Origin of the sequence: Corynebacterium ulcerans (assembly GCF_900187135.1) — a bacterium.
GTDB classification, from domain to species: Bacteria; Actinomycetota; Actinomycetes; order Mycobacteriales; family Mycobacteriaceae; genus Corynebacterium; species Corynebacterium ulcerans.
Genome location: NZ_LT906443.1, coordinates 1,743,766 through 1,768,092 on the forward strand (window position 1 = coordinate 1,743,766; position 24,327 = coordinate 1,768,092).

At 55.2% G+C, this 24,327-nt stretch carries 26 protein-coding genes; 19 read left to right on the forward strand and 7 right to left on the reverse strand.

The features are described from left to right. The first annotated feature begins 110 nt into the window (after positions 1-110). The 4 genes from CKV68_RS07820 to CKV68_RS07835 all read left to right on the forward strand — a co-directional run bounded on the left by CKV68_RS07820 (position 111) and on the right by CKV68_RS07835 (position 2,174). On the forward strand, positions 111-458 hold the full coding sequence (locus CKV68_RS07820) for a WhiB family transcriptional regulator (RefSeq protein WP_013910652.1): 348 nt from the start codon (positions 111-113) through the stop codon (positions 456-458). Between the two features lie 186 nt (positions 459-644). Beyond that, complete coding sequence (locus CKV68_RS07825; protein ID WP_095075967.1) at positions 645-800, forward strand: DUF4177 domain-containing protein; 156 nt, start codon at positions 645-647, stop codon at positions 798-800. Next, the gene (locus tag CKV68_RS07830; RefSeq protein WP_013910654.1) at positions 800-1,258 is read left to right on the forward strand and encodes a RidA family protein; all 459 of its coding nucleotides are present in this window, start codon (positions 800-802) and stop codon (positions 1,256-1,258) included. Before CKV68_RS07825 ends, CKV68_RS07830 begins: the two co-directional genes overlap by 1 nt. A 73-nt stretch (positions 1,259-1,331) precedes the next feature. Further along, entirely contained in the window at positions 1,332-2,174 is an 843-nt protein-coding gene (locus tag CKV68_RS07835; RefSeq protein WP_095075968.1) for an MBL fold metallo-hydrolase, read from the forward strand. Between the two features lie 111 nt (positions 2,175-2,285). On the opposite strand, the gene glxR is transcribed toward CKV68_RS07835, so the two are convergent. Beyond that, positions 2,286-2,969, reverse strand: coding sequence for a CRP-like cAMP-activated global transcriptional regulator GlxR (glxR, locus tag CKV68_RS07840; RefSeq protein WP_013241065.1), 684 nt, complete (start codon positions 2,967-2,969; stop codon positions 2,286-2,288). A 301-nt stretch (positions 2,970-3,270) separates the two neighbouring features. Further along, positions 3,271-3,486, reverse strand: coding sequence for a hypothetical protein (locus CKV68_RS07845; protein ID WP_014835842.1), 216 nt, complete (start codon positions 3,484-3,486; stop codon positions 3,271-3,273). A gap of 80 nt (positions 3,487-3,566) precedes the next feature. Between CKV68_RS07845 and nth the strand changes: the two genes are divergently transcribed. The 4 genes from nth to CKV68_RS07865 all read left to right on the forward strand — a co-directional run bounded on the left by nth (position 3,567) and on the right by CKV68_RS07865 (position 7,035). Continuing rightward, positions 3,567-4,373 (forward strand): endonuclease III, encoded by an 807-nt coding sequence (gene nth, locus CKV68_RS07850; RefSeq protein WP_095075969.1) that lies wholly within the window; start codon positions 3,567-3,569, stop codon positions 4,371-4,373. 2 nt (positions 4,374-4,375) lie between these two features. Beyond that, positions 4,376-4,978: a TlpA family protein disulfide reductase gene (locus CKV68_RS07855; protein ID WP_013910658.1), complete on the forward strand. Its 603-nt coding sequence runs from the start codon at positions 4,376-4,378 to the stop codon at positions 4,976-4,978. Continuing rightward, positions 4,978-5,757, forward strand: a complete 780-nt coding sequence (locus tag CKV68_RS07860; RefSeq protein WP_013910659.1) for an NUDIX hydrolase — start codon at positions 4,978-4,980, stop codon at positions 5,755-5,757. Before CKV68_RS07855 ends, CKV68_RS07860 begins: the two co-directional genes overlap by 1 nt. A gap of 81 nt (positions 5,758-5,838) precedes the next feature. Next, on the forward strand, positions 5,839-7,035 hold the full coding sequence (locus CKV68_RS07865; RefSeq protein WP_095075970.1) for a MarP family serine protease: 1,197 nt from the start codon (positions 5,839-5,841) through the stop codon (positions 7,033-7,035). On the opposite strand, the gene CKV68_RS07870 is transcribed toward CKV68_RS07865, so the two are convergent. Continuing rightward, on the reverse strand, positions 7,032-7,946 hold the full coding sequence (locus CKV68_RS07870; protein ID WP_013910661.1) for an alpha/beta fold hydrolase: 915 nt from the start codon (positions 7,944-7,946) through the stop codon (positions 7,032-7,034). The genes CKV68_RS07865 and CKV68_RS07870 overlap by 4 nt on opposite strands. Before the next feature lie 90 nt (positions 7,947-8,036). Continuing rightward, on the reverse strand, positions 8,037-8,537 hold the full coding sequence (locus CKV68_RS07875) for a phage holin family protein (RefSeq protein ID WP_013910662.1): 501 nt from the start codon (positions 8,535-8,537) through the stop codon (positions 8,037-8,039). 116 nt (positions 8,538-8,653) lie between these two features. Here CKV68_RS07875 and CKV68_RS07880 point away from each other — a divergent pair, with 116 nt between their 5' ends. Continuing rightward, on the forward strand, positions 8,654-9,319 hold the full coding sequence (locus CKV68_RS07880; RefSeq protein ID WP_095075971.1) for a hypothetical protein: 666 nt from the start codon (positions 8,654-8,656) through the stop codon (positions 9,317-9,319). 43 nt (positions 9,320-9,362) lie between these two features. Here CKV68_RS07880 and CKV68_RS07885 read toward each other — a convergent pair whose 3' ends face one another. After that, the gene (locus CKV68_RS07885) at positions 9,363-10,235 is read right to left on the reverse strand and encodes an HAD family hydrolase (protein WP_095075972.1); all 873 of its coding nucleotides are present in this window, start codon (positions 10,233-10,235) and stop codon (positions 9,363-9,365) included. A gap of 589 nt (positions 10,236-10,824) precedes the next feature. On the opposite strand from CKV68_RS07885, the gene CKV68_RS07890 reads away from it, so the two are divergent. The 8 genes from CKV68_RS07890 (at position 10,825) to CKV68_RS07925 (ending at position 16,052) form a co-directional block, all read left to right on the forward strand. Continuing rightward, positions 10,825-11,247, forward strand: coding sequence for a hypothetical protein (locus tag CKV68_RS07890; RefSeq protein ID WP_095075973.1), 423 nt, complete (start codon positions 10,825-10,827; stop codon positions 11,245-11,247). Between the two features lie 396 nt (positions 11,248-11,643). Further along, on the forward strand, positions 11,644-12,675 hold the full coding sequence (gene ssd, locus CKV68_RS07895; RefSeq protein WP_095075974.1) for a septum site-determining protein Ssd: 1,032 nt from the start codon (positions 11,644-11,646) through the stop codon (positions 12,673-12,675). Next, a complete protein-coding gene (locus tag CKV68_RS07900) occupies positions 12,672-13,796 on the forward strand; it encodes a TadA family conjugal transfer-associated ATPase (RefSeq protein ID WP_095075975.1) in 1,125 nt (374 codons plus the stop codon). The genes ssd and CKV68_RS07900 overlap by 4 nt, the downstream gene beginning before the upstream one ends. Further along, a complete protein-coding gene (locus CKV68_RS07905) occupies positions 13,796-14,551 on the forward strand; it encodes a type II secretion system F family protein (RefSeq protein ID WP_095076263.1) in 756 nt (251 codons plus the stop codon). The genes CKV68_RS07900 and CKV68_RS07905 overlap by 1 nt, the downstream gene beginning before the upstream one ends. Then, a complete protein-coding gene (locus tag CKV68_RS07910; RefSeq protein ID WP_095075976.1) occupies positions 14,548-15,171 on the forward strand; it encodes a type II secretion system F family protein in 624 nt (207 codons plus the stop codon). The genes CKV68_RS07905 and CKV68_RS07910 overlap by 4 nt, the downstream gene beginning before the upstream one ends. A 75-nt stretch (positions 15,172-15,246) precedes the next feature. Continuing rightward, entirely contained in the window at positions 15,247-15,441 is a 195-nt protein-coding gene (locus CKV68_RS07915) for a DUF4244 domain-containing protein (protein WP_013910669.1), read from the forward strand. 9 nt (positions 15,442-15,450) lie between these two features. Continuing rightward, positions 15,451-15,723, forward strand: coding sequence for a hypothetical protein (locus CKV68_RS07920; RefSeq protein ID WP_013910670.1), 273 nt, complete (start codon positions 15,451-15,453; stop codon positions 15,721-15,723). Next, positions 15,720-16,052 carry an Rv3654c family TadE-like protein gene (locus CKV68_RS07925; protein WP_014835853.1) on the forward strand — a complete coding sequence of 111 codons (333 nt, stop codon included), beginning with the start codon at positions 15,720-15,722 and terminating at the stop codon, positions 16,050-16,052. Before CKV68_RS07920 ends, CKV68_RS07925 begins: the two co-directional genes overlap by 4 nt. A 49-nt stretch (positions 16,053-16,101) precedes the next feature. Here the strand turns inward: CKV68_RS07925 and CKV68_RS07930 are convergent, their stop codons facing one another. After that, entirely contained in the window at positions 16,102-18,459 is a 2,358-nt protein-coding gene (locus CKV68_RS07930; protein WP_095075977.1) for a Zn-binding domain-containing protein, read from the reverse strand. Between the two features lie 249 nt (positions 18,460-18,708). On the opposite strand from CKV68_RS07930, the gene CKV68_RS07935 reads away from it, so the two are divergent. Next, positions 18,709-18,912 (forward strand): cold-shock protein, encoded by a 204-nt coding sequence (locus tag CKV68_RS07935; RefSeq protein WP_013241084.1) that lies wholly within the window; start codon positions 18,709-18,711, stop codon positions 18,910-18,912. 242 nt (positions 18,913-19,154) lie between these two features. Beyond that, positions 19,155-22,076, forward strand: a complete 2,922-nt coding sequence (gene topA, locus CKV68_RS07940) for a type I DNA topoisomerase (RefSeq protein WP_095075978.1) — start codon at positions 19,155-19,157, stop codon at positions 22,074-22,076. A 217-nt stretch (positions 22,077-22,293) separates the two neighbouring features. Here the strand turns inward: topA and CKV68_RS07945 are convergent, their stop codons facing one another. Continuing rightward, positions 22,294-24,267 (reverse strand): OPT family oligopeptide transporter, encoded by a 1,974-nt coding sequence (locus CKV68_RS07945; protein WP_013910674.1) that lies wholly within the window; start codon positions 24,265-24,267, stop codon positions 22,294-22,296. Positions 24,268-24,327: the final 60 nt, after the last annotated feature.

The following is a 24,327-nucleotide window of genomic DNA, read 5'->3' on the forward strand; positions in this document are numbered from 1 at the left end:
CTGTGAATAGACTTACATGAGTTCACGTTGGGCGCCTGTAAAAGGGTGCAGAGACTTGGCTTTTTTGAGTCTCTAGTTCGTTCCAAGATTTATGTCAGGAGGAGTTCATCATGACAACTTCGTTGATGAACGTACGTAAGATCAGCCCCCTAGAGGAAGATGCGCTGGGGTCACTTCGGGCATTGGAGCGTGGAGACTGGGTAATGTATGCCCACTGTCGTAATGAAGACCCGGATGCCCTTTTTGTCCGTGGCGCGGCGCAGCGACGGGCGGCAGCGATTTGTAGTGAGTGCCCCGTGATGATGCGCTGTCGTGCTGATGCTCTTGATAATCGTGTGGAGTTTGGAGTGTGGGGAGGCCTTACAGAGCGGCAACGACGTTCCATTCTGCGCAACAATCCCGACATTGAGAGCTGGCGAGATTTCTTTGCACGTGGCGGCGAGCTCGCCGGAATATAACTGGAATATAGCGAGGAGGCCCTAGTGCCACCGCTAAGGTGGAAACCTGTGCGCTGCGCCCACGAGCGCGACGGGCAGGCTGGCACGCGCGTACTGGGCGTGCGGGATTGCTGCATGGTGGGCGTCGTAACGCTCCTGCATCCCTTAAGCCTTTAAAGCGAGGTTGTGGCAGGTACAGTTATAGGCATGACTAAATGGGAATATGTCACTGTACCTTTGCTCACTCACGCGACTAAGCAGATTCTGGATACTTGGGGCGAGGACGGCTGGGAGCTCGTCAGCGTTGTGCCGGGGCCAAACCCGGAGAATGTTGTCGCTTACATGAAGCGTGAGGTTGAGTGATGACGGCAAGCGAAAACCTTAAAAACCTGGGAATAGAGCTGCCGGATGTTGCAGCGCCCGTGGCTGTCTACATTCCGGCCACCAAGGTAGGAAACCAGGTGTGGACCTCTGGTCAGCTACCTTTTATCGACGGCGCACTGCCGGCAGTGGGCAAGGTCGGGGCGGATGTATCCGCGGAACAGGCTGAATCCTATGCTCGCGTGGCCGCGTTGAATGCTCTGGCCGCCATCGATGCTGTGGTGGGCATTGATAATGTGACCCGAGTTCTGAAAATCGTGGGCTTTGTTGCCTCTGCTCAGGATTTCGGCGGGCAGCCTGGCGTGGTCAACGGTGCTTCGCAACTCATGGGGGAAGTCTTTGGCGAGGCCGGGGCGCATGTGCGTAGCGCCGTAGGAGTGGCGGAACTGCCGCTGAATTCTCCAGTGGAGATCGAAGTTGTTGTTGAGGTTGCTGAGTAGGAAAGAGTTGGCAGTCTTCTATGCAAACGGACCCCGCAAAACTAACGATGGGGTTCCGTTTAAGTAGTTTGGCATGGCAATAATCGCTAAGCTGATGAGCATGGAGCATCCTGCTTACAGTCAGCTACGGCCGGTTAGTCCGTCCGTTTCGGTGGTACTTTGTCCCAATCCGGGGTACGCCGCTCTCGAAGGAACTAATTCGTGGGTCGTGCGTGCGGAGGGGGACTCGCGCAGCATAGTTATTGACCCTGGTCCTGAGGACGAGGGTCACCTTAATGTGCTCAATAGCAAGGCCAATGAGGTTGGTCTGATACTGCTCACGCATAGGCATCACGATCATGCTGACGGAGCGCCGCGCTTCTATCAGCTCACAGAGGGCGCTCCTGTTCGGGCGCAGGACCCGGCTTATTGCAAAGGCGGAACGCCGCTTATCGACGGCGAGTTAATCACCGTGGACGGCGTTACCCCCCAAGTAGAGGTTGTTTTTACGCCGGGACACACCGCCGACTCTGTATGTTTCTTTGTATGGAGCGGGGAACCGCACGCATCGGAGCTAGAGGGGATTATCACTGGCGATACCATTGCGGGACGCCATACCACGATGATTTCCGAGACCGATGGTGATCTAGGGGATTATCTCAATACTCTCGCACTCCTGGAGGAGCGTGGCAAAGACGTGTGCCTTATGCCGGGGCACGGGCCGGAAGGTCATGACGTTGCAAGCTTTGCTCATTGGTACACCCAGCGTCGTCGTCAGCGCTTAGATCAAATCCGCGCAGCGCGCGCCGAGCTCGGCGAAGATGCATCTATCAAACAGCTTATCGACGCCGTCTATGATGACGTAGACCCAGTTCTGCGAGGTGCCGCAGAACAATCAACCCGCGTGGCACTGCGCTATCTGGCGGAACAAGAATAACTGCATCTACAAAAGGCCTGGTGGCTCGGCTGTTCCCATGTGGGAGCCGGGCCACCAGGCCTTTTGTAGGGAGTGAAGACTCAACTCCCTACATGTGAGCGCTGGAAAGCGTTAGCGTGCGCGCTTTGCCAGGTGCTCGGTGTCTACGATCAGAACCGACTTGCCTTCGAGGCGGATCCAACCGCGGTGAGCGAATGTGGCTAGAGCCTTGTTCACAGTCTCACGGCTTGCGCCCACGAGCTGAGCGATCTCTTCCTGGGTGAGGTCGTGATTCACGCGGAGGGCACCGCCCTCTTGGGTGCCAAAGCGGTTTGCCAGCTGCAGAAGCGTCTTAGCAACACGGCCGGGGACGTCGGTGAAGATCAAATCTGCGAGGGATGCATTCGTACGGCGCAAGCGGCGAGCCAGGACACGAAGCAGTTGCTCGGAGATCTCTGGGTGATCGCTGATCCACTGGCGCAGCATCTCCGAATTCATGGTGGCAGCATGAACTTCGGTGACGCAGACGGCGGAAGACGTACGTGGGCCTGGGTCGAAGATGGACAGTTCGCCGAACATGTCGGAAGGACCCATGACTGTCAAGAGGTTTTCGCGACCGTCGAGTGAGTGGCGGGCCAGCTTCACTTTTCCGGAAGTGATGATGTACAAACGGTCGCCAGGCTCACCCTCTTCAAAGATTGTTGCCCCGCGCGGGAATCGGACGCTTTCAAGCTCCTGAATCAGATTGCCGACCGCAACTGGATCTACACCCTGAAAAATTCCGGCGCGGGAGAGAATATCCTGCACACCATCCACGTCAATACTCCTCTAGTAGGCCGCGCTAGGAATCTCTCCAAGCCTGGGCTATAGCTAGTGCGGCGTTATAACCGGATCGTGGCACGATTGTGGAGAGCACTTTCGCATTGCTTCGACCGGTTTAGTTAATGTTTCCTAGATCACCATACTATGTACTGCGTCACTTTTGCACCCTCAAAATAGATTGGTCACAAAGTGAGGGGTTTGGGTGCTGAATGGGGGTGAAATTTTTGAATTATCACGAGTAAATTACTTTGCCGTGGGGTTCGGGGTCCGCAGCGGGGGTGCCAAAAAGGTGGGGTTATTTTTCTTCGCTAGATAAAAAATTCTTAGCATCGCCCGTGGGGTCTGGCGTCTCTGCGTCTGCGCTGGTGAGTGGGAGATCAGTGATCTCGGCTGCGGCGTTGTTTTCCTCGGGGGATCCATGGGGATGGAGGACCTTGATCTCTAGGCGATCCATCCATAAAAGGAACAGTGCGAGAGCAAAGGGGACAAAAAATACCAACAGGAAGCTCATGCTGCCACTGTAGCCTTGCATCAGGCGGCGTGCAGCGCAGTTTCGGACCAATGTCATGGGCCTGGAATAAGGTAGGTGCCATGTCGAGTCAGTATCCATTAGAGTTGCCAACCTCTCCGCCGGTTGCCCGGGTCAAAGTGGGGGCGCATAAGGCTGCGCGTGGGCAAGAGACTCCCCTAGGGAAGAAACGTCGGGCGCGGAGGATTAACAGGCTTCTGAGCGTGGGATACCCAGAGGCCCATTGTGAGTTGGATTTTAAAAATCCGTTAGAACTCACAGTGGCCACAGTACTGAGCGCGCAATGCACTGATGTTCGTGTTAATCAGGTGACTCCTCGTCTTTTCTCCATGTATCCAACTGCATGGGATTATGCCAATGCGAATGAATCTGAGCTGCAAGAAATCATCCGGCCTACCGGATTTTATAAAGCAAAGGCCTCGCACCTCATCGGGTTGGGGCAGAAGCTGGTGGCTGACTTTGACGGCGAAATCCCGCAGAGCATAGAGGACCTGATCAGCCTGCCTGGCGTGGGAAGGAAAACTGCCAACGTAGTTCGCGGAAATGCCTTTGATATCCCAGGCCTGACCGTGGATACGCATTTTGGCCGGCTGGTGCGCCGCATGGGCTTGAGTTCACACACTGACCCTTTGAAAGTGGAGGCCGAACTCGCAGAACTCATAGAGAAGAAAGAATGGACGATGTTTTCCCACCGCATCATCTTCCATGGTCGTCGTGTATGCCATTCGCGTAAAGCTGCCTGTGGGGCTTGTTTTCTGGCTGCGGAATGCCCGAGCTTTGGCGCTGAGGGGCCTATAGATCCCGAGCTGGCATCTGCGTTGGTGGTAGGGGATAATCGTGAAGCATTATTGGAGTTGGCAGGAGCTTAAGTATGAAAAAGACAATCGCTGCTTCCTTTGGCGTTTTTGTCGTGATGCTTGTGCTTCTTATCGCGGTCGTTCCGCATCTCCTGCGTGGCGGCTCGGGTGACCAGAAGGAAAGCGCCGGGGCTGAGGGTAGTGACACTGTGGCCCAGAACGTTCAGAATCGCCCGGAGTGTCCTGTTGCGGACGTGGGTGGGGTCGCGCTTCCGTGCTTGGGCGCTCAACACCGAGCTCATCCTATGCCTGCTGTGACGGTGGTATCGCTATGGGCTTGGTGGTGTGAGCCGTGCCGCAAGGAGCTACCGCTTTTTGACGAACTCGCGGCTAAACATCCAGAGTTTTCCGTGGTAGGAGTTCACGCAGACACTCATGCTGCTAACGGGGCTGCGCTGCTCAACGATCTTGGTATTCAGATGCCATCGTTACAAGACAATAACAATAGTTTCGCAGCTTCACTTGGGTTGCCTAAGGTAGTGCCCATCACCCTTGTTTTTGATCAGAATGGAAAGCTCATCTCGACGATCCCGAAGCCCTTTGAACACTATGAAGATCTTGAGTCTGCAGTGCTAAGAAATCTTCCTGCAACTGCTACCCCTACGGAGGTTTCCTGATGGACATCAACGAGGGGAGACTTGGTGATTTCCCACGTCCAGATATTCCTGGGGAAAATATCACGCTGCGTCCTGAACGCGCTCCCGTATGGATGAGGCGCCTAGTCGGGGATGTGACTGGTGGCGCCATCGACGGCAGAATCCGGCGGGCACTGCGTCCGGAGTCTTCCCCAGACTCAACTAAACGCGCCGCGGTGCTGGTTCTTCTCGCCGGAGCGGAAACCTCGGCGGAGATGCCTAACGACGCCTCCGTGCTACTCACGCACCGTTCGCCAAGCATGAGAGCCCACTCTGGGCAGATAGCTTTTCCGGGTGGTCGCCTGGATAAGACTGATGCGAATGCGGTGGATTGTGCTCTCAGAGAAGCATGGGAAGAGACTGGCTTAGACCGTCGGACCGTGACACCTCTCGCGCAGCTTCCTGAAGTACATATTCGCGCAACAGGTTATCCAGTGCTTCCTGTGTTGGCCCACTGGCATAGCATCGGCCCCATTGGCGTGGTCAGTCCACAAGAAGCTGACTCAGTGGCTAACATCCCCGTGTTGTCTCTCACGGATCCCGCTAACCGGTTTATGGTGCAACACAAAGACTGGTCTGGGCCGGCATTCCGGGTCAATGATTATGTGATCTGGGGTTTTACCGGAGGACTGCTTGATGCTCTTATCGCACATGCGGGATGGGAGCATCCATGGGATAAAACCACCCACTACGATTTGCACAAGACACTGTCTGAATCGCGAAACAACGAGCGGCTTGGCCAGTTGTATCCGCGCAGGTAAAACACCGACTGCGGTCAGGCTCTCAGATATCGCGCCTAGTGCGCTTTAGTACACACGCTCATAGGAAGGTATCCCACAGACGTGACTCCAGGAACAGTCGTGGACATAATCATCGGGCTGGCGCTCATCTTGGCTATCTTTTCTGGATGGCGACAGGGAGCATTCGCCTCGGTGCTCTCAACCTTGGGCGTGATAGCAGGCCTGATATGCGGAGCTGCCCTGGCCCCGGTAGTCATGGAACAGACGGAATCCACGGCATTGCGCTTCCTGCTTGCTTTGGGCACGGTGATTCTTCTTGTAGGAATAGGCAATCTCGTTGGAGGGCTGATTGGCTCGTCGCTGCGGGATCGAGCTCAGTGGCGCAAGACTCTGGCGATCGATTCGATGGTGGGAGCCTTATTCCAGGCGCTCGCTACATTGATCGTTGCGTGGTTGGTTGCCATCCCGCTGGCCACAAGCTTGAGCGGTTCAGTATCGCAGGGCATTAAGAACTCCACCATCTTGGGCTTTGTTGATCGCAACATTCCAGCTGCCTTGTCGACGTTGCCTTCCCGGATCTCCGCGATGCTCAACGAGTCCGGGCTGCCGCCTCTGATTTCTCCCTTTGTGGAGGGAACACAATCAAAGCAAGTAGAAGCGCCCGCGATTAAAGTTGCTGACACAGCTCTTGTGGAGCGTCTACGTCCCTCTGTGATTCATGTTCTGGGAGAATCTGAAAAATGCAGCCGACGTCTGATGGGCTCTGGTTTTGTTATAGACGAATCTCACGTGATCACTAATGCACACGTGGTAGCTGGCACCGATAAAGTCAGCTTGGATACCGTCGAGGGTGTCTTTGCCGCTGAAGTCGTGTACTACAACCCGCAGCTGGACATAGCAGTACTGAAGTCTGACAAAATCAGTCTTCCTGCTCTTTCCTGGGCTCAAGAGCCGGCTGAATCTGGTGCGGATGCCATAGTCATGGGATTCCCAGAGTCGGGCCCCTTTGAAGCAGCCCCAGCACGTGTGAGCGACCGCATTACAATCTCTGGCGCAGATATCTATTCCAACGGCAGGGTTGAGCGTGAGGCCTATACCGTGCGCGGTAGCATCCGAAAAGGAAATTCCGGTGGGCCCATGGTGGATACTGAAGGAAACGTGCTGGGAGTGGTCTTCGGGGCATCTGTAGACAGCAGCGACATCGGCTACGTGCTTACCGCTCAAGAAGTACAAAACATCGTGGGCGACATCGCCGCTATGGAAAACCCCGCAGACACTCAGAAGTGCGTAGCTAGTTAGACAGACCGGATAAAACGCAGCACCTCGGAAACAAAACCTTTAGGGTTTTCCAGGTGCGGGCGCTGGCCTGTTCCCCCCACAGTGGAGGTACTAAGTCCCGCTGCCGACCGTGAGTGCGCGCGGCGGGCGAGCCATGCGGACGTGGCGGAGGCGTCGACAAGCATATGCACAGGCACCTGGACCTTAGGCAGCGTCCACTTCATAGGAGGAACGTTAACGCTGTAACGAGAGGTCTTTGTTACCGGGAGGAATGTGGAATCGATGGACATCGCTCTACGACGCAAACGAAGCTCCTGCTCGAAACGCTCGCTGACGTGAAAACCAAGGCCGGTGGTGAGCCGCAGATCGCGTTCAATGAGACGGTCGCGCCGGGACCAACACCAGGAACGCAGCAGATGGGGGAGCCGGAACATCATGGTCAGCGGAAGAATGTGGGAAAACAGCCAAGGGCGAAGACCAATTGCTCGGCGCATATCGGCGGGATGCAGCGCTCCAATGGCTAGTAAAGAATCCACGTGATCGGGATAATTAGCGGCTAGCAACCATGCGATAGAAGCTCCAGAGCCCACCCCGATGACGTGGGCAGAATTATGCCCGAGCGTCCGGATGGAACCTGCGATGTCGCCCGCGGCAAAGCGGTGTTCGTAGCCGCTTGGGGGCTTGTCCGAGAGCCCGTATCCGCGCATGTCCAGCGCTGCGACGTGAAAACCAGCCTCTGCTAAAGGCTCGATGACGTGGCGGAAATCGAACCAGCCCCCAAAAGAGTCGTGCAGAAGCACAATGGCGGGATTCTGCGGGTCGCCCGCTGTAGCAGCGTGAAGGCGCAGCCCACGAGTATGGAGCATCTGGTGATGGAAAGGCCCTTCCAACGCAACTACAGAAGGCGACAGCGGCTGCCGATGTTTCTTCAATCTTTTAAGCTTTCTTGTGGAGGCTCATAGGACGCAAAACGCCCCGCACAACGGCGTGTGAGGGGCGCACTAGTGTTTTCGTTGTAAACGTTAGCTATACATTCCGCGCTGCTTAGTCTCCAGGTTGGCTTGTGCCTTTCCCGGAACGAGATTCTTAAGCTCTGTGACGGACTGAATAGTCTGCTTGGGCTTGCCGATCTTCTTGACCTTCTTAAAGCCCACAAAGGCAAGAAGGGCCGCGAGGACGATCATGATGAGGAAGACGATGAGGAATGCAGCCCAACGATCCAGCCAGACGCTGAGCAGTTCTGCAAGGAAGAAGAAAAAGAAGAAGGAGCTGTAGAGGGCGATAGTGCCAGCGACGCCAAACAGGCCGCCGCCGATTACGCCTTTTTTGGCTTCTGCAGCAAGCTCGGTCTTAGCCAGCTCGACCTCTGCGCGGAACAACGAGGACATCTGCGCGGTAGCGTCACTTACGAGGGAACCGATGGAGCCTTTGTTGGTGGCATCGACATCAGTCAGGGGGATTCCATTAACCTTTGCGTCGAATTGATCCGCGCCATCAGTGAAAAAGCCGTTGTCCTTGCTCACAGGTTGATCCCTTCAGATCGAATTCATTTAAAACAGTTATCTTCAATCGTGCCACGAAACGCGCGTGAAGGTGAATTTACTGGATAGATTGTTGTGTATTTGTAGTATTAAAACTCATGGCAACCTTGGACCATCTACTCGCATTCGGTGAAATTAAAGCACTCGTTCAACGTGCTACAGATGGCATCGCCGCAGTTCATCGCAGGCCAGTCAACCTGCGCAAGTATGAAGTTACCTCCTCAGAATCGCTGCTACGAGGCGCACGAACCAGCGCCGCTCTTGATCCCGAACTGGGGGAAAAGTACCACATCAGTGGGTACAGCATGCTTGCGCCAGCTGTGATCGAACAAACATCGAGGACCTTTCTCCGTGCGCCACTTCAAGTCCTTGCGCGCATAGACGCTCTGGCGGGAGGACCCGGCAGGCCTACCTCTGCATCTGCGGAACTTGAAGTCCTAGCTCGCGTGATCACATCGGGCCCCAATCCGGCTCTGATACCGGCTGTTGTGCATGGGGAGATCATCGGGCGCGGAGCTTTTGGCCCTAGAAGTGCGCTCGTGGCGCGCGTTGCTGCTCGTAGTGCAGCGGTCACCTTTGGCAGTGATCCGCGTGGATTATGTGTGCCAGAAACCTATCTGCGCAGGCACCGATCCGAGTATCAAGCGAGCGCAGCGCACTTCACGGCAGGTCAGGAGCAGGCGGTGACATTCATAGAGCTGTATCTCAAAGCGATGATAGCTGGTGCGGAGGAGGCGGAATCCATCGCAGCTGCGGCTCGGTGATGGGGCTGTGGGAAGGAGTGGGGCGTCGGCAAGCTAAGTGCGCTTAAGTGCGCTTATCCGTCCGCTTATTCCACCACACCACGCCTCCCAGCATCGCGGCGACTCCTGCAGCGACACCCGTGCCGATTTGGACTTCCCGCATCGTAGGCTTGGGAAAAAGGGGAACAGGGTTTTTAAACGTGCGGATTTCCCAGCCCTTTTCCGTAGCTATTCGACGCAGCGCTCGATCCGGGTTCACCACAATCGGGTGGCCGACGGCTTCGAGCATAGGAAGATCCGTGACCGAATCTGAATACGCAAAGCTGGACTCCAGTGCGTATCCCCGCTGTTGAGTGAGCTCTGCAATCGCCTGAGCCTTCATTTCCCCCTTGCAATAAAAGGGCATCTCACCAGTAAATTTGCCGTCTTTTACCACCAACTCTGTGGCAACAACCGTTTCCACTCCCAGCTCCTGAGCGATCGGCTCCACCAAAATACGAGCTGACGCTGAGATGATGACCACATCGTGGCCTGCCTCCTGATGCATGCGGATGAGCTCACGGGCTTCTTCATAAATGGTGGGCGTGACCAGTGAGTGCATCGTCTCCGTGGCGATGGTTTTTACCTGTTCCTCGCTCCACCCAACAATCATCTGAGCCAATTGGTCCCGAGTGGTATCCATTTGCTCGCTACTGTGGCCAGCGATCATATAGGTGGCTTTAGCTATGGAAATCTGCAAAGCGGTGGCAGGGGAGATCAAACCGGAATGGAGAAACTCTCGGCCATACACATAGACGGAGGATGTCGCGATGATCGTCTTATCCAAGTCAAAAAAAGCGACAATTTTGGAAGAGTCGGCGGGAAATATCATGCCGGAAGCAGGGGCGGAATCATCGTGTGATGCTCCGGGGCGGGGGTGCTCGGATGAATGTGCCATAGTGCCTAGCGATTGTAGCTGTTTTTACGCCGTTACGAGCAAAAATGTCAGGCGTGTGGTGCGGCGACGACGCGTTAGCGGCGGACTAGAGGTGTACTGAAGGTGTATTGAAAAGAAAAAATGTGCTCGATGTCTCGCGGGGTATTGCCTGTTGTTGTGGTTTGTGTAATAATGGCGAGTGCAAGGCCCCGATATACAGTGTGGCCTGCCCCGGCCCGCCCCCCCCCTGTGGCCGGGTGGCGGCTCGTGCTTACCCCCCCTAGCGCGAGCCGCCCTTTTGTATGTTTAAGCGGCCGTTGCTGGTTAAGTGGTGGCGGGTCTAGTCTTCGGTTAACTCTTGTCCCTCAGTACCGAGACTGCATAGTGAACAGCTTCACTGCGGTTTGCCTTTGAGTTGGAAGTGGGACTTGCTGGTTATCGGTTTGCTTCTATTTCTGTCAGGTTCTTCTACCGTTTGCTGTACCAACGGACGCAATGCCCACCCCTACCTATTGGGTCGCTCTAGCACTTGTGGTAGTGGATATAAAATAAATGAAGTGATATGAGCTAAAGCGAAGTTTTCTGTGTATTGAAATACGGATCGTGAAACATGACAGCTAACTGGAACCTATCGTCCTTTGGGTTTTATATGAATTCTCTACTAAAAAGGTATTTTGCAGGCGATGTTGCTATGCCTCCCGAGGACGTTGAAGTGCGAGCTACTTGGAGAACCTCCGAGCACGTCTATTGCGTATTTTCAGTGATGTCCGCACAAGGAATTGCGTACGTTGGCATGGAAATGCCCCCAATACCGAGCAGTGAGGGTGTCTCTTCGGAAGAAGATACTGCCGTCAAAGGATGGGTGGATCAACTTGCTGGTAATACAATTGCCCCCGATTTAGATTATGGCTCCGACGATAAGATTAAATGGCTCGGAGGGGACAGAGATTACGATCCCAAACATTTTGTGGAACTGAGAAGAATGAAAGATGAAGGGGCAGAAATTTATATTCCGTTAACCGGCCATGGCTAATAGTTCAGTTCTGTCCCATCAAAGTATTTTCCAGTCTATGTTCTTTCGCATTGCTCCTGCGTGGGTAGGGGTGAACCCAATTGATAGGGAAGACCAGTTCATCTAGCTGATTGATCTGTTCTGCGCGGTTTTTGGAGTGTGCGATGTCGTTTTTGAGAACGCTAGAAAACTTACCTTGGGGTTTTGCCTGGTTGTGTGTCTGCTTCAGTGGCTAGCGTTCTCAAAAACGACAAACCAGTGGCCTCGTGTGCCCAATAGTGAGTTTCATCCCCATTACACAACCCAGTCGGGGAGTTATCCACAGAAATTAGCAAAAACGAGACGAGAATCGTGTTATCCACAGAAGTGTTTTACTCACACTCGTCATAAGCCGGCGTTGCGTGAAAGCTGTCAGCTATGAAGCCAGCACCAGTACTCATAGCAGTAACGGATCCCATTGTGCACCCCGAAGCTGTGCATATAGTCGCAGCTACGGGGCGACCCATGATCGATAGCACTGACCCCCGGGAAATTACTCGCCATGCTCATCGAGCTGCTGCTGTGCTTGTCGACGCAACAACGGCTCCGCACGCAGCAACGCTTCCCACTGGCACTCGGCGGTTTCTTATCGCTGCAGAACCTGGCCCCATCGATTGGAAACTGGCCATGGCGTGCCATGCAGAGGCCGCATACGTTGTGCCGGCGCAAGCGCCAGAATTACTCAAAGCGCTTGGTAGAGACGATGATCCGCCACCAGCGGAAGGCGTTGTGATAGCGGTTATGGGCGCCGTCGGTGGGGCGGGGACGTCAACTCTTGCCAGCGCTATAGCGCTCAGTTGTGAGAACGCTGTGCTGATTGATGCCGATCCTTCTTCTGGCGGTGTAGATCTTCTCCTAGGCATCGAGGAATCACCGGGTATGAGGTGGAATGATCTGGCGTTGCGCCAAGGTGACGTGCGTTCTGACGACCTCATTGCGGCGTTTCCTAAGACTGCTCAAGGGCTTTCCGTCCTCACTGTGGCCCGTGGCAATGACGCGCACACTATTGATGACACAACATTGAATGCGGTTATTCGGAGCTTGCGTGGGCACACCAGCGTGGTTGTCGACCTTTTACGTGGAACGAGCATTGCCGATTCCGCTCTTGACGCCGCCGATTGCGTAGTGCTGTGCATTCCCGCCGAAATTCGCGCGGTCGCAGCCGCAGAAAAATTGGTCCAACAGATGCGTGCCCGCAACATCAAAGTCGTTGGCGTGCTGCGGCACCGCTTATGGTCATCGGTGGATGCCACTGATGTTGAAAGAGCAGCGCACCTCGATGTTGTAGCGGAAATAGGAAATCTGTCCCGGCTGACAAAAACCACCGAATACACGGGTCTTTCGTCGCCTTTGCCGCGCAGTCTCAAGGCTGCAGCGACGGCAGTGCTGGAAGAAGCGCAGGCAGCATGATGAACCATCAAGACGTGGTAGCGCGTGTTCAACGCAGAATCGCAGAAGACCCAGAGTTGGCGGATTCTGCATCGCTTGCGAGTCTGGTCAGGCAAGAAGCACACGGAGTAATAAGCGACGTAGACATGATCTCGCTGCTTAGGCAACTGAGATACGACTCCGTTGGGATTGGCCAGCTAGAGAGACTTCTGGTTATCCCCGGAGTGACCGATATCGTGGTCAATGGAACCACAGGAGTGTGGTTTGATCGCGGGCAAGGATTGGAACGCGCCGACGTGGCTTTTGCCTCAGATGATGAAGTCAGGCGATTAGCTACCAGATTCTTAGTGGCATCCGGCAGCAGGCTTGATCATTCACATTGCTTTGGCGACGGGCGAATCACCAGGGATGACACCACAAGTATCCGCGTTCATGCGGTATTGAGTCCGCCGTCGGAAAGCGGTACCTGCCTTTCCCTCCGGGTACTCAGACAAGCAACGACGACGATAAAACAACTCACCGCAACGGGGACTTTTAGCCCAGAAGTAGCTGGTGGGCTACAAGAAATGATTGCGTTGCGCAAACCCTTTTTGGTCGTTGGTGGGACGGGAAGCGGGAAAACGACACTGCTGAGTGCCCTGCTTGCTCAAGTAGACCCAGGAGAGCGCATAGTGTGCATTGAAGATACTGCGGAACTCCGACCTGCACATCCTCACGTGGTGTCGCTTGTTTCTAGAGCTAAAAACACTGAAGGTAGTGGCGAGATAACAATGACTACTTTGTTGCGTCAGGCTCTTCGGATGAGGCCAGATCGCATTGTTCTCGGAGAAATACGCGGTCCAGAGGTGGTCGATTTGCTCGCGGCCCTCAATACCGGGCACGAGGGGTGCGCAGGAACCCTGCACGCCAATTCGCTGCAAGAAGTACCAGCCCGGATTGAAGCTCTAGCAGCTCTTGGTGGGCTTGATCGGCAAGCTTTGCATTCCCAACTCGCAGCTGCTTCACCTGTAATTTTGGCTATGAAGAGAACCCCGCAGGGGAGACGGCTTCAGCAGATCGGTGTTCTTCAGGGACACCCGCTTGAAGTGCATTCGGTGTGGGACGACACAATGCAAGGAGCGCCCTCGTGGAATCCTTCATAATGCTTGCAGTTGCCGCCTGGGTTTCAGCATGTCCGTCTCCGAAACAGCGGGTTATAGGGAGCAAAGCCACACGACGATGGCAGAAGAAAGCCACAACCGTGGCCCTTGTAACGGTCATAATTTTTCCCTTTCGGCATCATATTCCCCTCGTGGTTTCAGGAGGGCTCATCGTCGCTACAGTTGTGAACGCTTGGAATAAGAGGAGATCAGAGGTATCTCAACGCAAGCAACAAGAGGAAATATCAACTGTATTGGGAAGTCTCTCTGGGGATTTACGGGCGGGAGTCGAAGCTTCCAGGGCTTTAGAAAACGTGGCTCAGACCCTTCCTGAATCGGCGCTGAGGGATACGCTCATGGCGGCGTCGAGAAGCTCGCGCCTTGGAGGATCAGCGTCCGCATATTGGCAACAACGAGCTGTTGCTATTCATGGCATAGAGAAAATAACCCATGCCTGGCGCCTGAGTGAACGGTACGGGATTGCGCTGGCGCCTTTATTGGAGAAAAACAGAGCCTCATTGGATGAAGATCTGCGCCATGTAGAATGCACCCAAGCTGCCATGCAAGGAGCTAAAGCCACGGCATATATCCTCACCGCACTACCTTTTGCAGGGATTCTTCTGGGGCGAGGAATGGGTGTGAATGCCTTGGAGTTTTTGCTTCACACACGTATCGGAGCAGTGCTTTTAATACTGGGGACACTATTGGTCTGCGCGGGGAACCTGTGGAGCCAAGCGATAATGGAGAAAGCGCGATGATGACGGTTATTGCGGTGGCATTAATAGCATTAGCGGCCAGCATCACACGGCCTGATGTTGTATACCGAATCCATCGCGCTCGTGATGGACCTCAGAGAAAGTCCGCTGGGGTGAAAAAGCATTGGGACGCGCTAACGAACAAGTTTTTTGCGACTCAGCTATCGGGAGATTTTCTACGTAAGAGTGCCTCTCAACTGGATCTTTTTGCTGCTTGCGCGCAATCGGGTTTGACGCCTTCACAAGCTGCATATGCTGTGGCTTTGACGGAAGAATCATCATGTGGGGGAACTCGGACCAGGAGCGAATGGTCGGATGTGGCCATCATGCTCGAAATGGGAGTGCCTGCTGAGCGTGCATGGCAGCCCCTCGCTAGGCACCCCGCGCTAGGAGAATTGGTAACAGTTGCGCGAGCTTCGGAGAGATCAGGAGCGACGTTGGCTGAGGCGTGTGAGAGGCTGGCTAGGCAATTGCGCGCACGGGCATCAGACCTAAGTCTTGCTCGGGCAGAACGTGCGGGAGTGCTCATTGCACTGCCATTGACCGTATGTTTTCTTCCCGCATTCTTCTTACTCGGGCTTGCGCCAGTGGTCATCAGCTTGGGGATTGGGATTTTTTCTTGATTGACCCACGCGATTGCCAAAACAGAAAACGAAACAACGACATAACCGACATAACAACGAAAAGGAACAAAAGTCATGCTTACTGCATTCATCCATAACTGTCACAAACTCATTGATAATGAAGATGGGATGACCACCATCGAGTACGCCATGGGAGCGCTGGCAGCCACAGCTTTGGCAGGCGCGCTGTATTTAGTGGCTACGAGTGGCTCAGTATCAACTGCTCTGGAAGGCATAATCACGAATGCTTTGAACAAAACGCCAGGTTAATAAGCGCTCATGAGCACCATAGAAACAGCAATTGCATCGGCGGCACTCATTATTGTTGCTGCGGCGATGTGTGGCGGGATTGTTAGCGTCGCTGCGCAATTAGCCGCAATTGATAATGCTGGTGCCGCCGCACGGGCTCATGCCATAGGCGTGGAGTTTGTAGCAACGCGAGGAACGATTGATTTCACGGAATCCGGTGGACTAGTTACCGCTACAGCGCGTGTTCCGAGTCCACTAGGGACACGAACAGCTACCGCGATTTTTCCCAAGGAACAGCCATGAAAAATCTTCAACTGCTTGTACGCAATCAAGACGGAAATGCAACAGTTTTGGGAGCTGGAATAATGGCGGCACTCTCTGCTGTGCTGCTCTGCTTTGTAGTAATCGCCAACCCTGTTTTAGATCAGCACACCGCCCAAAACGCGGCAGACCTTTCTGCGATCGCAGGAGCGGCCGCCGCAGCGCAAGGCTTGAACGCCTGTGAAGAATCCCAAAGAATAGCGGTACTCAACGGCGCAGTCCTCATCGACTGCACGCATGCCTACGAGGACGTCATCACCGAAGCCAAAGTGGACAGACAAACGGCGAAAGCGCGAGCGGGGCCCTTATAAACCGGGATCCTTATAAGCTCGGAACCTCTATGAACACAGAGACCTCCGGCTAAGGCGTGACACCGAGCATCGCGCACATGGCGCCAAGCAGCGTTAGCGCGCCGCCCTTATCCAGAGGGCTGTTCCCGTTGCCGCACTTAGGCGATTGAACGCACGATGGGCACCCCGACTCGCACGAGCATGAGCGGATCGCGTCAAAGGTCGTGGCAATCCATTCGGGGAAGCGATCGTAACCGCAATCGGCAAACCCCGCACCACCAGGGTGTCCGTCGTAGACAAAGACTGTGGGTAGCCCAGTGTCTGGGTGAAGCTCTGTGGACACACCACCAATATCCCAGCGATCACATGTAGCAATCAGCGGAAGGATGCCAATCGCCGCATGCTCGGCGGCGTGTAGCGCGCCGGGGATATCGGTGATCCCTAGTTGAGTCAGGACAAGCGGATCAATTGTGTACGCAACCGCGCGCGTGACAAGCGTTTGCGGTGGTAGTTGGAGAGGCACCATGTCTAGAACCGATCCGTCTGGTGCCTTCACTACATAACCCGTGACCCTGTCGGTGACTTCCACATGTAAGTTGGAAACCCACAGGCCGGGTGCGGGGTTAGCAACTTTGTCTACCTCGCCTAGGATGCGGATGTCTGTGGTGCTTCGGGCGTAGGTGCTGTAATCGGGAGCGTCAGGGCGGGCTAGTGCAAGGCGTTGGTCAAGATCGAGGCTGTTAATAACAAAAGTCTCGCCCCGGTGGAGATAAACAGCGCCCGGGTGGACTTGGGAGACCGCTCGAGTCTGTTCGATGGTTCCCAAGACTCGACCGTCAGTTTCATCGACAATGGTGATGGCGGATCCGGACCCTCGTAGGCTCACTAGCTCATGTGCGGGTGGTTCGCCGGGTTTCTCAACAGCAAACCACCCGTGGCGGCGGTGTCTCAGCAATCCTTCGCGCTCTAGCTGCTCAGCTACTTGCTGGGCCCCTAGAGCATTAATCTCCGCATCGGAGAGTGGAGCTTCTGATGCCGCGCAACAGAGGTGTCCAGCAAGAATGTGCGGGTTATGTGGGTTGAAAACGGTGCGTTCGATGGGTCTACCAAGAAGAGCTTCTGGGTGGTGGACTAAATACGTGTCCATGGGTTCATCACGGGCGACGAGGGTGACTAAAGAACCTTGGCCGCGTCGGCCAGCTCGACCTGCCTGCTGCCAAAAGCTAGCGACAGTTCCGGGGAAACCTGCGGTCACTACTGCGTCGAGTCCTCCGACGTCTATACCGAGTTCCAGGGCATTGGTGCTGGCGACGCCGAGGAGTTCGCCGTTATCTAGCTGTTCTTCGATTTTTCGGCGGTCTTCGGCCAGATAGCCGGCTCGATAAGCTGAAATTCGGCGGGCTAGATCAGGGCGGCCATGATAGGACAGTTCTTCTGCGCAACGTAAAGCGGTGAGCTCGGCTTGGCGTCGGGAGCGAACAAAGGTGAGGGTTCGTGCGCCTTCTGCGATGAGAGTAGCCATGATGCTGGCTGCCTCCGATGACGCTGCGCGCCGTACAGGAGCGCCATGCTCGCCCTCCACGCCGTCGAGAAAGCCTGGTTCCCACAACATGACGGTGCGTGCGCCAGTGGGGGCTGAATCCGTGGTAACCGCATGTACGGGACGACCTAGGAGCAATTCGGCGTGCTCAGCAGGGTTGTTGCTTGTGGCCGATGCCAAGATCACCGTGGGAGTACTTCCATAGCGGGCCGCTATCCGGAGAAACCGACGCAAAACAAGGGAGACCCCAGCGCCGAAAACTCCTCGGTAGGAGTGGCATTCGTCGATCACGATAAACCGCAGGTGTCGGAATAGCCGGGCCCAGCGCTGATGGTTGGGAAGAATTCCGGCGTGGAGCATGTCGGGATTGGTGAAGATGAAACGGGACTGTTCACGGATACCGGAGCGTGCATCGGAGGGGGTGTCGCCGTCGTAAGGCGCAGGATGGACAGAGCGTAACGTATCGCCTCCCATGGCTTGCGCTTCTCGCACCAGCTGCGTGACTGCATTGAGCTGATCTGATCCGAGTGCCTTCGTGGGCGTGAGATAGATCGCGCATGCAGTGGAGTCGTATGCGAGGCACGAAAGTATGGGGAGTTGATAACCCAGTGATTTACCGGAGGAGGTACCTGTTGCAATGACGGTGTCTATTTTTTCCCACGCATTGTGTGCGACTTCTTGCTGATGGGAGTACAGCCGTTGAATGCCCCGGTTCACAAGGGCTTCTTTGATAGGGGGATAGACCCATTCTGGCCATTCTGCGTAGCGTGCTGGCTTGGCTGGGGCGGTTTCCAGGTGCGTACACGTGGAGTTGGGGTACCTGTCTGCCACGATGGAAGCGAGCTCTTGGCCCAATTGATACCCCATATCGGGGTTAGTTCCAGCCATGGGAAATCCTTAATTATTTTAGTGCGACCTGCAACAATCTAGCATTTTTTTGAATGACCTATCGCTGAGCGCTTAAACGTGACACACTGGGCTATGGTCGCCGAATCCAGCTAACGGTTGGTGGCATTTTTACAGAGGTGATCTGCGGGCTTTCCAACATGAAAGTTCGTGGTGTTTCCGAGGTGTGAGGATGAACGGCTCCACTGCAATTCGGTATTCACCGAAAATTCTAGAAGTAAGGTTTTAAATATGGCACAGGGAACTGTGAAGTGGTTCAACGCTGAAAAAGGTTTCGGCTTCATCGCACCGGACGATGGCTCCGCTGATGTTTTCGTTCATTACTCTGAGATTCAGGGCAATGGCTTCCGCACTCTCGAAGAGAACCAGAAGGTTGAGTTCGAGATCGGCGAGGGAGCTAAGGGTCCTCAGGCTCAGCAGGTTCACGCTCTGTAATTCCTCGTAAGGGGAGTGCGTAGCACCTACAAGCTTTAGTGCCTCCGGCGGTCACATGATGACCGTCGGGGGTACTTTTTTATAGTTGAACCATCCCGATAAGGGGAGTAGGAAACGCCCTTTTTCCTGCCTTATTAGTGTTTTGGGATTCCTGCGTTGGACAAAGGTGCGTAGTAGACCCGTACTATAAGGTGCCAACGCATTTTTATCGTGCTTTTTGTGAATTGAGGTTTTCACCTTTTATGGCTGAAAAGAGCGGACCTAAGCGCCTTGTGATCGTCGAGTCTGCGACGAAGGCTAAGAAAATTGCCCCCTACTTAGGCGATGACTACATCGTTGAGGCCTCCGTGGGGCATATTCGCGATCTCCCGCGAGGCGCTGCAGATGTTCCAGCTAAGTACAAAAAGGAGCCGTGGGCTCGGCTTGGCGTGAACACAGAGAATGGCTTTGCGCCTTTGTATGTAGTCAGCGCAGACAAGAAGAAAAAAGTCGCAGACCTCAAGCAGAAGCTTAAGCTTGTCGACGAACTCCTACTTGCCACAGACCCCGACCGTGAAGGGGAAGCCATCGCATGGCACCTGCTTGAGGTTCTCAAGCCTAAAGTGCCCGTGAAGCGCATGGTGTTCAATGAGATCACTAAACCAGCAATTCTGGCGGCTGCGGAGAATACCCGCGAGTTGGACGCAAACCTGGTCGACGCACAGGAAACTCGCCGTATCCTCGATCGCCTCTATGGCTACGAGGTTTCTCCGGTGCTGTGGAAGAAAGTCATGCCGAGGCTTTCTGCGGGCCGTGTTCAGTCGGTGGCTACTCGTGTGATCGTTGAACGAGAACGCGAGCGTATGGCTTTTGTTTCCGCTGAATATTGGGACATCGAGGCGGAATTCGATACGGGTAAGCCCGATACGGATGGAAACCCACACCAATTCACTGGCCGTCTTACCTCCGTTGACGGCAAGCGCGTAGCTACGGGCCGCGACTTCAATGATCGTGGTGAGCTCAAAGGCGACGTTGTGGTCGTCGATAAGCAGCGCGCTGAGGCGTTGGCTGCGGAACTGACGGGCGCTCCCATGAGCGTGGCTAAGGTGGAAGAAAAGCCTTATACGCGCCGCCCTTATGCGCCGTTTATGACCTCAACTCTGCAGCAAGAGGCCGGCCGCAAGCTGCACTTTACGTCCGAGCGCACCATGCGTATTGCGCAGCGTCTGTATGAAAACGGCCATATCACTTATATGCGTACAGACTCCACGACTCTGTCGGAGCAAGGCCTCAAGGCCGCCCGCGAACAAGCGATTTCCCTTTATGGGAATGATTATGTGGCCGATGGGCCGCGTCGTTATGACCGTAAGGTGAAGAACTCACAGGAGGCTCACGAGGCTATCCGCCCGGCGGGCGAGCGTTTTGCAACCCCCGGAGAACTTCACTCCCAGCTCGATGCCGAGGAATTTAAACTCTACGAGCTCATCTGGCAGCGCACCGTCGCTTCCCAGATGGCCGACGCCAAGGGCACCTCCATGAAGGTGACCATCGCAGGAAAGAACGCTGAGTTCTCAGCGACTGGACGAACGATCACCTTCCCGGGCTTCCTACGCGCATACGTGGAAATCACCAAGCTTTCCGACGGCCGCGACCTCGCCGACAACGCCGAGCATCATCTGCCTCGTCTCGCTGAGGGCGATGCATTGGACGTGAACAAGCTGGAAGTCGACGAGCACTCCACCAACCCGCCTGCGCGCTACACAGAGGCGTCGCTGGTGAAGAAAATGGAAGAGCTAGGCATTGGACGCCCATCGACGTATGCCTCGATTATCAAGACCATCCAAGATCGTGGATACGTTTATTCCCGCGGTAACGCGCTCGTCCCCAGCTGGGTCGCTTTTGCAGTTGTCGGGCTTTTGGAGAAGAGCTTCTCCGCCCTTGTCGATTACGATTTCACCTCCTCGATGGAAGACGAACTAGACGACATCGCCGCAGGACGGGAAGACGGCACCGCGTGGCTCACCGGTTTCTATTTTGGTGATGCTGAAGCCTCCGACGCCACTGCAGAATCCATCGCACGCCATGGCGGGCTTAAGGCGCTGGTTGGCGACAACCTCGAACACATTGACGCGCGCTTGGTCAACTCTCTAGAGCTCTTCCAGGACTCAGAAGGCCGCGCTGTTAACGTCCGGGTTGGGAGGTACGGACCTTACATCGAACGACAGATCGGTGTGACCGCTGATGGCGAGGCCGAATATCAGCGCGCCAACTTGTCAGACACCACAACCCCAGACGAGCTGACCCTCGAGGTGGCGGAGAAACTGTTTGCGACTCCTCAGTCCGGCCGTGAGCTGGGGAGGAATCCCAAGAACGACCGCATGATCGTGGCCAAGGAAGGGCGTTTTGGTCCTTACGTCACAGAGCTGGTCAACGACGATGAGCGTATTCAGGTGGAGACCAAGGCAGAAGAGATCGTTGCTGCTGAGCGCAAAGCCGAAGACGAGCAGCGTGCCGCCGAAGGTAAGCGCGCCAAGAATTGGGAGACCAAGACCGCAGTTAAGCAGAAAGAAAAGCGGATCGCTGAGATCGTCGACGAGACCCTGAAGCCAGGCACCGCGTCGCTGTTCAAAGCCATGGAGCCTGCTACCGTCACGCTTGAGGAAGCCCTGCAGCTTCTGGCCCTTCCGCGCGAAGTTGGTGTTGACCCCAGCGATAATGAGCCCATTACCGCGCAGAACGGTCGCTACGGTCCGTACCTGAAAAAGGGCAACGATTCGCGTTCGCTGGCCAAAGAAGAGCAAATCTTTACTATCACTCTCGACGAGGCCCGCCGAATCTACGCTGAGCCTAAACGACGCGGCCGAGGCGCCACCTCTCAATCCGTGATCAAAGAACTTGGCGATAACGACGTCTCCGGCAAGCCCATGTCCGTGCGCGATGGCCGCTTCGGGCCTTATGTAACCGACGGCACTACCAACGCTTCTTTGCGACGAGGCGACGACCCCACGGCGCTTACGGATGCGCGCGCTAACGAGCTTCTCTCAGAGCGTCGTGCGAAGGAAGCCGCAGATGGCGGCACAGCGAAAGCCACGAAGAAGACGGCAAAGAAAACCACAGCGAAAAAGGCTGTGAAAAAGCCTGCGAAGACCACAAAACGAGTGGTCAAGGCTGGACGCAAGAAATGATCTACTGAAATTAGGCTCCTCAAAGGGGCCTAATTTTGTGTTTAGGTATGAGTTCTTGTTTTAAGCCTGCATTACCATAGACGTTAAGCAGTTTTTGGGCCTTTGAAGCCTCTACTGTCTACGGTAATGCAGGCTCTGGAGCTTCTTGGGGCCTTGAACGCAAAAATCCCCTCTGTCAGAACTCACAGAAGTTCAGTCAGAGGGGATTGCGTCGGCTTTAAGCAGAGGCTTTGCTACGAACCCAGCGGTAGAGCGAGACCACCATGAGCACAAATATTATGAGCCCTACCCAGGTGGCAACATTTTCGCCATAACCAAAGATAGCTAGTGGTTCTTCGTCTCCCGTGCCGCCGACCATGGCGGCGTTGAATACACCAAAGAGGGATTCGCCCACGATCACGCCGGTGGCAAGCAAAATGCCCATGCGCTTGGAGAACTCCGGATTGCTTTGTTTCTTTGCCCACTTGTCGTAGAAGTATCCGATGAATGCGCCGACCGGAATAATGACCGTGAGGGCGATGGGGAGGTAGATGCCCATGCCTACGGAGAGTGCAGGAAGGCTCCAGCCCTTGGTGCGCTTGAGAACCTCGTCGATAATGATGACAATAACGCCGATGATGGCGCCGAGGCCAATGCGGCTCCAGTTGAGAGAGTCACCGAAGATGCCGTTTGCCACCGAGGAGAGCAGCGCTGCCTGCGGGGCCGCGAGAGCATTATCGCCAGCGCCTTCCATTCCTACAAAACCGAAGCCATCGAGCATGAGCTGGAGGACGGGAGGAATGATAATCGAGCCGAAGAGCACACCGATGATGAGAGCGACCTGTTGTTTCCACGGGGTAGCATTGACCAGCTGACCGGTCTTGAGGTCCTGCAGGTTGTCGTTTGAAATCGTAGCAATACCAAAGACCACCGCAGAGGTGAACAGTGTGTAAGCAACCAGAGCAGGAGCGTTGGAGTCGGACTCAGACCCAGTAACTACCTTGATAAGCAGGGCCGATGCAAGAACAACGATGATGCCCACACCGGAGATCGGGGAGTTAGATGCGCCGATGAGGCCGGCCATGTAACCACATACAGAGGCAACGATGAGGCCAATGAGCAGCACGAATACGATGCTGAGGATCACGAGCGTTGCTGTGTGGTGGGAAATTTCAGATGCGTGAATGAAGAGATAGAGCAGGGCGCCCACGGGCAGCATGGCGGCTAAGATCGTTCCGACGACCAGCTTAAATGGGATGTCGCGTTCGGTGAGCTCGACGTCGCTGCCTGCGGCACGCGCGCGGGAGGACGCGAGGGATTCCTTTATGCCCTTGACGATGGGCCCGATGATCTTGATAAGCGTCCATACTGCTGCGACTGCCATCGCACCGGCGCCGACAAAGCGAACCTCGCCGACAAAAGTAGAACTTACGACGCTCGAAAGCTCGCCGCCTGCCGCTAGAGGGGCTGCAGAGAAGTAAGGAAGCAGAATGCCGTAGGAGATCAGGAGGCCGACGATCATAGAGATACCGACAGCAGGGCCAACCAGGTGGCCTACGCCAATGAGCGCGAGGGACAAGCTGGAACCAAACATAGTTCCGCCGGCACCGACTTTAAAAGTGGTGGAGACCGATCCTGCGACACCCTTCATTGCAGTGAGCAGAGAGTAGCCAGCAGAAGCAATACCGCCCCAGATGATAACGACTAGGCCTTTTTTATTACCTTCGTGTTCTTGAGCATTGCCTGCGTCGTTGCCGACTTTCAGGACCTCAGCTGCTGCCACGCCTTCGGGGTAAGGAAGATCAGACCCTGTGACCAGTGCACGACGTAGCGGGATGGAGTACATCACGCCTAGGATGCCGCCAATTGCGCAGACAAAAGCCGTGGTCCAGTAGGGGAATCCGCTCCACCATCCGACCATAATGAGGCCGGGGAGGACGAAGATGATGGCGGATAGCGTGCCAGCTGCAGACGCAATCGTTTGAACGATGTTGTTCTCTTGGATGGTGTGTCCTGCGAAACGACGCAGGATCGCCATCGAGATAACCGCAGCGGGGATGGACGTGGCAAAAGTAATACCAACTTTAAGCCCCAGATAAACATTGGCGGCCGTGAACACGAGGGTGATCAGGCCGCCGATGATGACGGCGCGCAGGGTGAGTTCGCGGATGCTGGAACCCGTGGTTGGTTTCGCAATGTCGGTGTCAGACACGACATTTCCTTCCTAGTATGTGGGGAAAGATGCGCGGTTCACAGAGGGACAGCAAACGCG

Bases quoted from the DNA above. Each gene is read 5' to 3' on its own strand.
- CKV68_RS07915 (WP_013910669.1), top strand. From the start codon at position 15,247: ATGCTTACTGCATTCATCCATAACTGTCACAAACTCATTGATAATGAA.
- nth (WP_095075969.1), top strand. From the start codon at position 3,567: ATGTCGAGTCAGTATCCATTAGAGTTGCCAACCTCTCCGCCGGTTGCC.
- CKV68_RS07930 (WP_095075977.1), bottom strand. From the start codon at position 18,459: ATGGCTGGAACTAACCCCGATATGGGGTATCAATTGGGCCAAGAGCTC.
- CKV68_RS07825 (WP_095075967.1), top strand. From the start codon at position 645: ATGACTAAATGGGAATATGTCACTGTACCTTTGCTCACTCACGCGACT.
- CKV68_RS07845 (WP_014835842.1), bottom strand. From the start codon at position 3,486: ATGAGCTTCCTGTTGGTATTTTTTGTCCCCTTTGCTCTCGCACTGTTC.
- CKV68_RS07925 (WP_014835853.1), top strand. From the start codon at position 15,720: ATGAAAAATCTTCAACTGCTTGTACGCAATCAAGACGGAAATGCAACA.
- CKV68_RS07855 (WP_013910658.1), top strand. From the start codon at position 4,376: ATGAAAAAGACAATCGCTGCTTCCTTTGGCGTTTTTGTCGTGATGCTT.
- ssd (WP_095075974.1), top strand. From the start codon at position 11,644: ATGAAGCCAGCACCAGTACTCATAGCAGTAACGGATCCCATTGTGCAC.
- CKV68_RS07890 (WP_095075973.1), top strand. From the start codon at position 10,825: ATGACAGCTAACTGGAACCTATCGTCCTTTGGGTTTTATATGAATTCT.
- CKV68_RS07910 (WP_095075976.1), top strand. From the start codon at position 14,548: ATGATGACGGTTATTGCGGTGGCATTAATAGCATTAGCGGCCAGCATC.
- CKV68_RS07900 (WP_095075975.1), top strand. From the start codon at position 12,672: ATGATGAACCATCAAGACGTGGTAGCGCGTGTTCAACGCAGAATCGCA.
- CKV68_RS07920 (WP_013910670.1), top strand. From the start codon at position 15,451: ATGAGCACCATAGAAACAGCAATTGCATCGGCGGCACTCATTATTGTT.
- topA (WP_095075978.1), top strand. From the start codon at position 19,155: ATGGCTGAAAAGAGCGGACCTAAGCGCCTTGTGATCGTCGAGTCTGCG.
- CKV68_RS07830 (WP_013910654.1), top strand. From the start codon at position 800: ATGACGGCAAGCGAAAACCTTAAAAACCTGGGAATAGAGCTGCCGGAT.
- CKV68_RS07860 (WP_013910659.1), top strand. From the start codon at position 4,978: ATGGACATCAACGAGGGGAGACTTGGTGATTTCCCACGTCCAGATATT.
- CKV68_RS07880 (WP_095075971.1), top strand. From the start codon at position 8,654: ATGGCAACCTTGGACCATCTACTCGCATTCGGTGAAATTAAAGCACTC.
- CKV68_RS07935 (WP_013241084.1), top strand. From the start codon at position 18,709: ATGGCACAGGGAACTGTGAAGTGGTTCAACGCTGAAAAAGGTTTCGGC.
- CKV68_RS07835 (WP_095075968.1), top strand. From the start codon at position 1,332: ATGGCAATAATCGCTAAGCTGATGAGCATGGAGCATCCTGCTTACAGT.
- CKV68_RS07885 (WP_095075972.1), bottom strand. From the start codon at position 10,235: ATGGCACATTCATCCGAGCACCCCCGCCCCGGAGCATCACACGATGAT.
- CKV68_RS07905 (WP_095076263.1), top strand. From the start codon at position 13,796: ATGCTTGCAGTTGCCGCCTGGGTTTCAGCATGTCCGTCTCCGAAACAG.
- CKV68_RS07820 (WP_013910652.1), top strand. From the start codon at position 111: ATGACAACTTCGTTGATGAACGTACGTAAGATCAGCCCCCTAGAGGAA.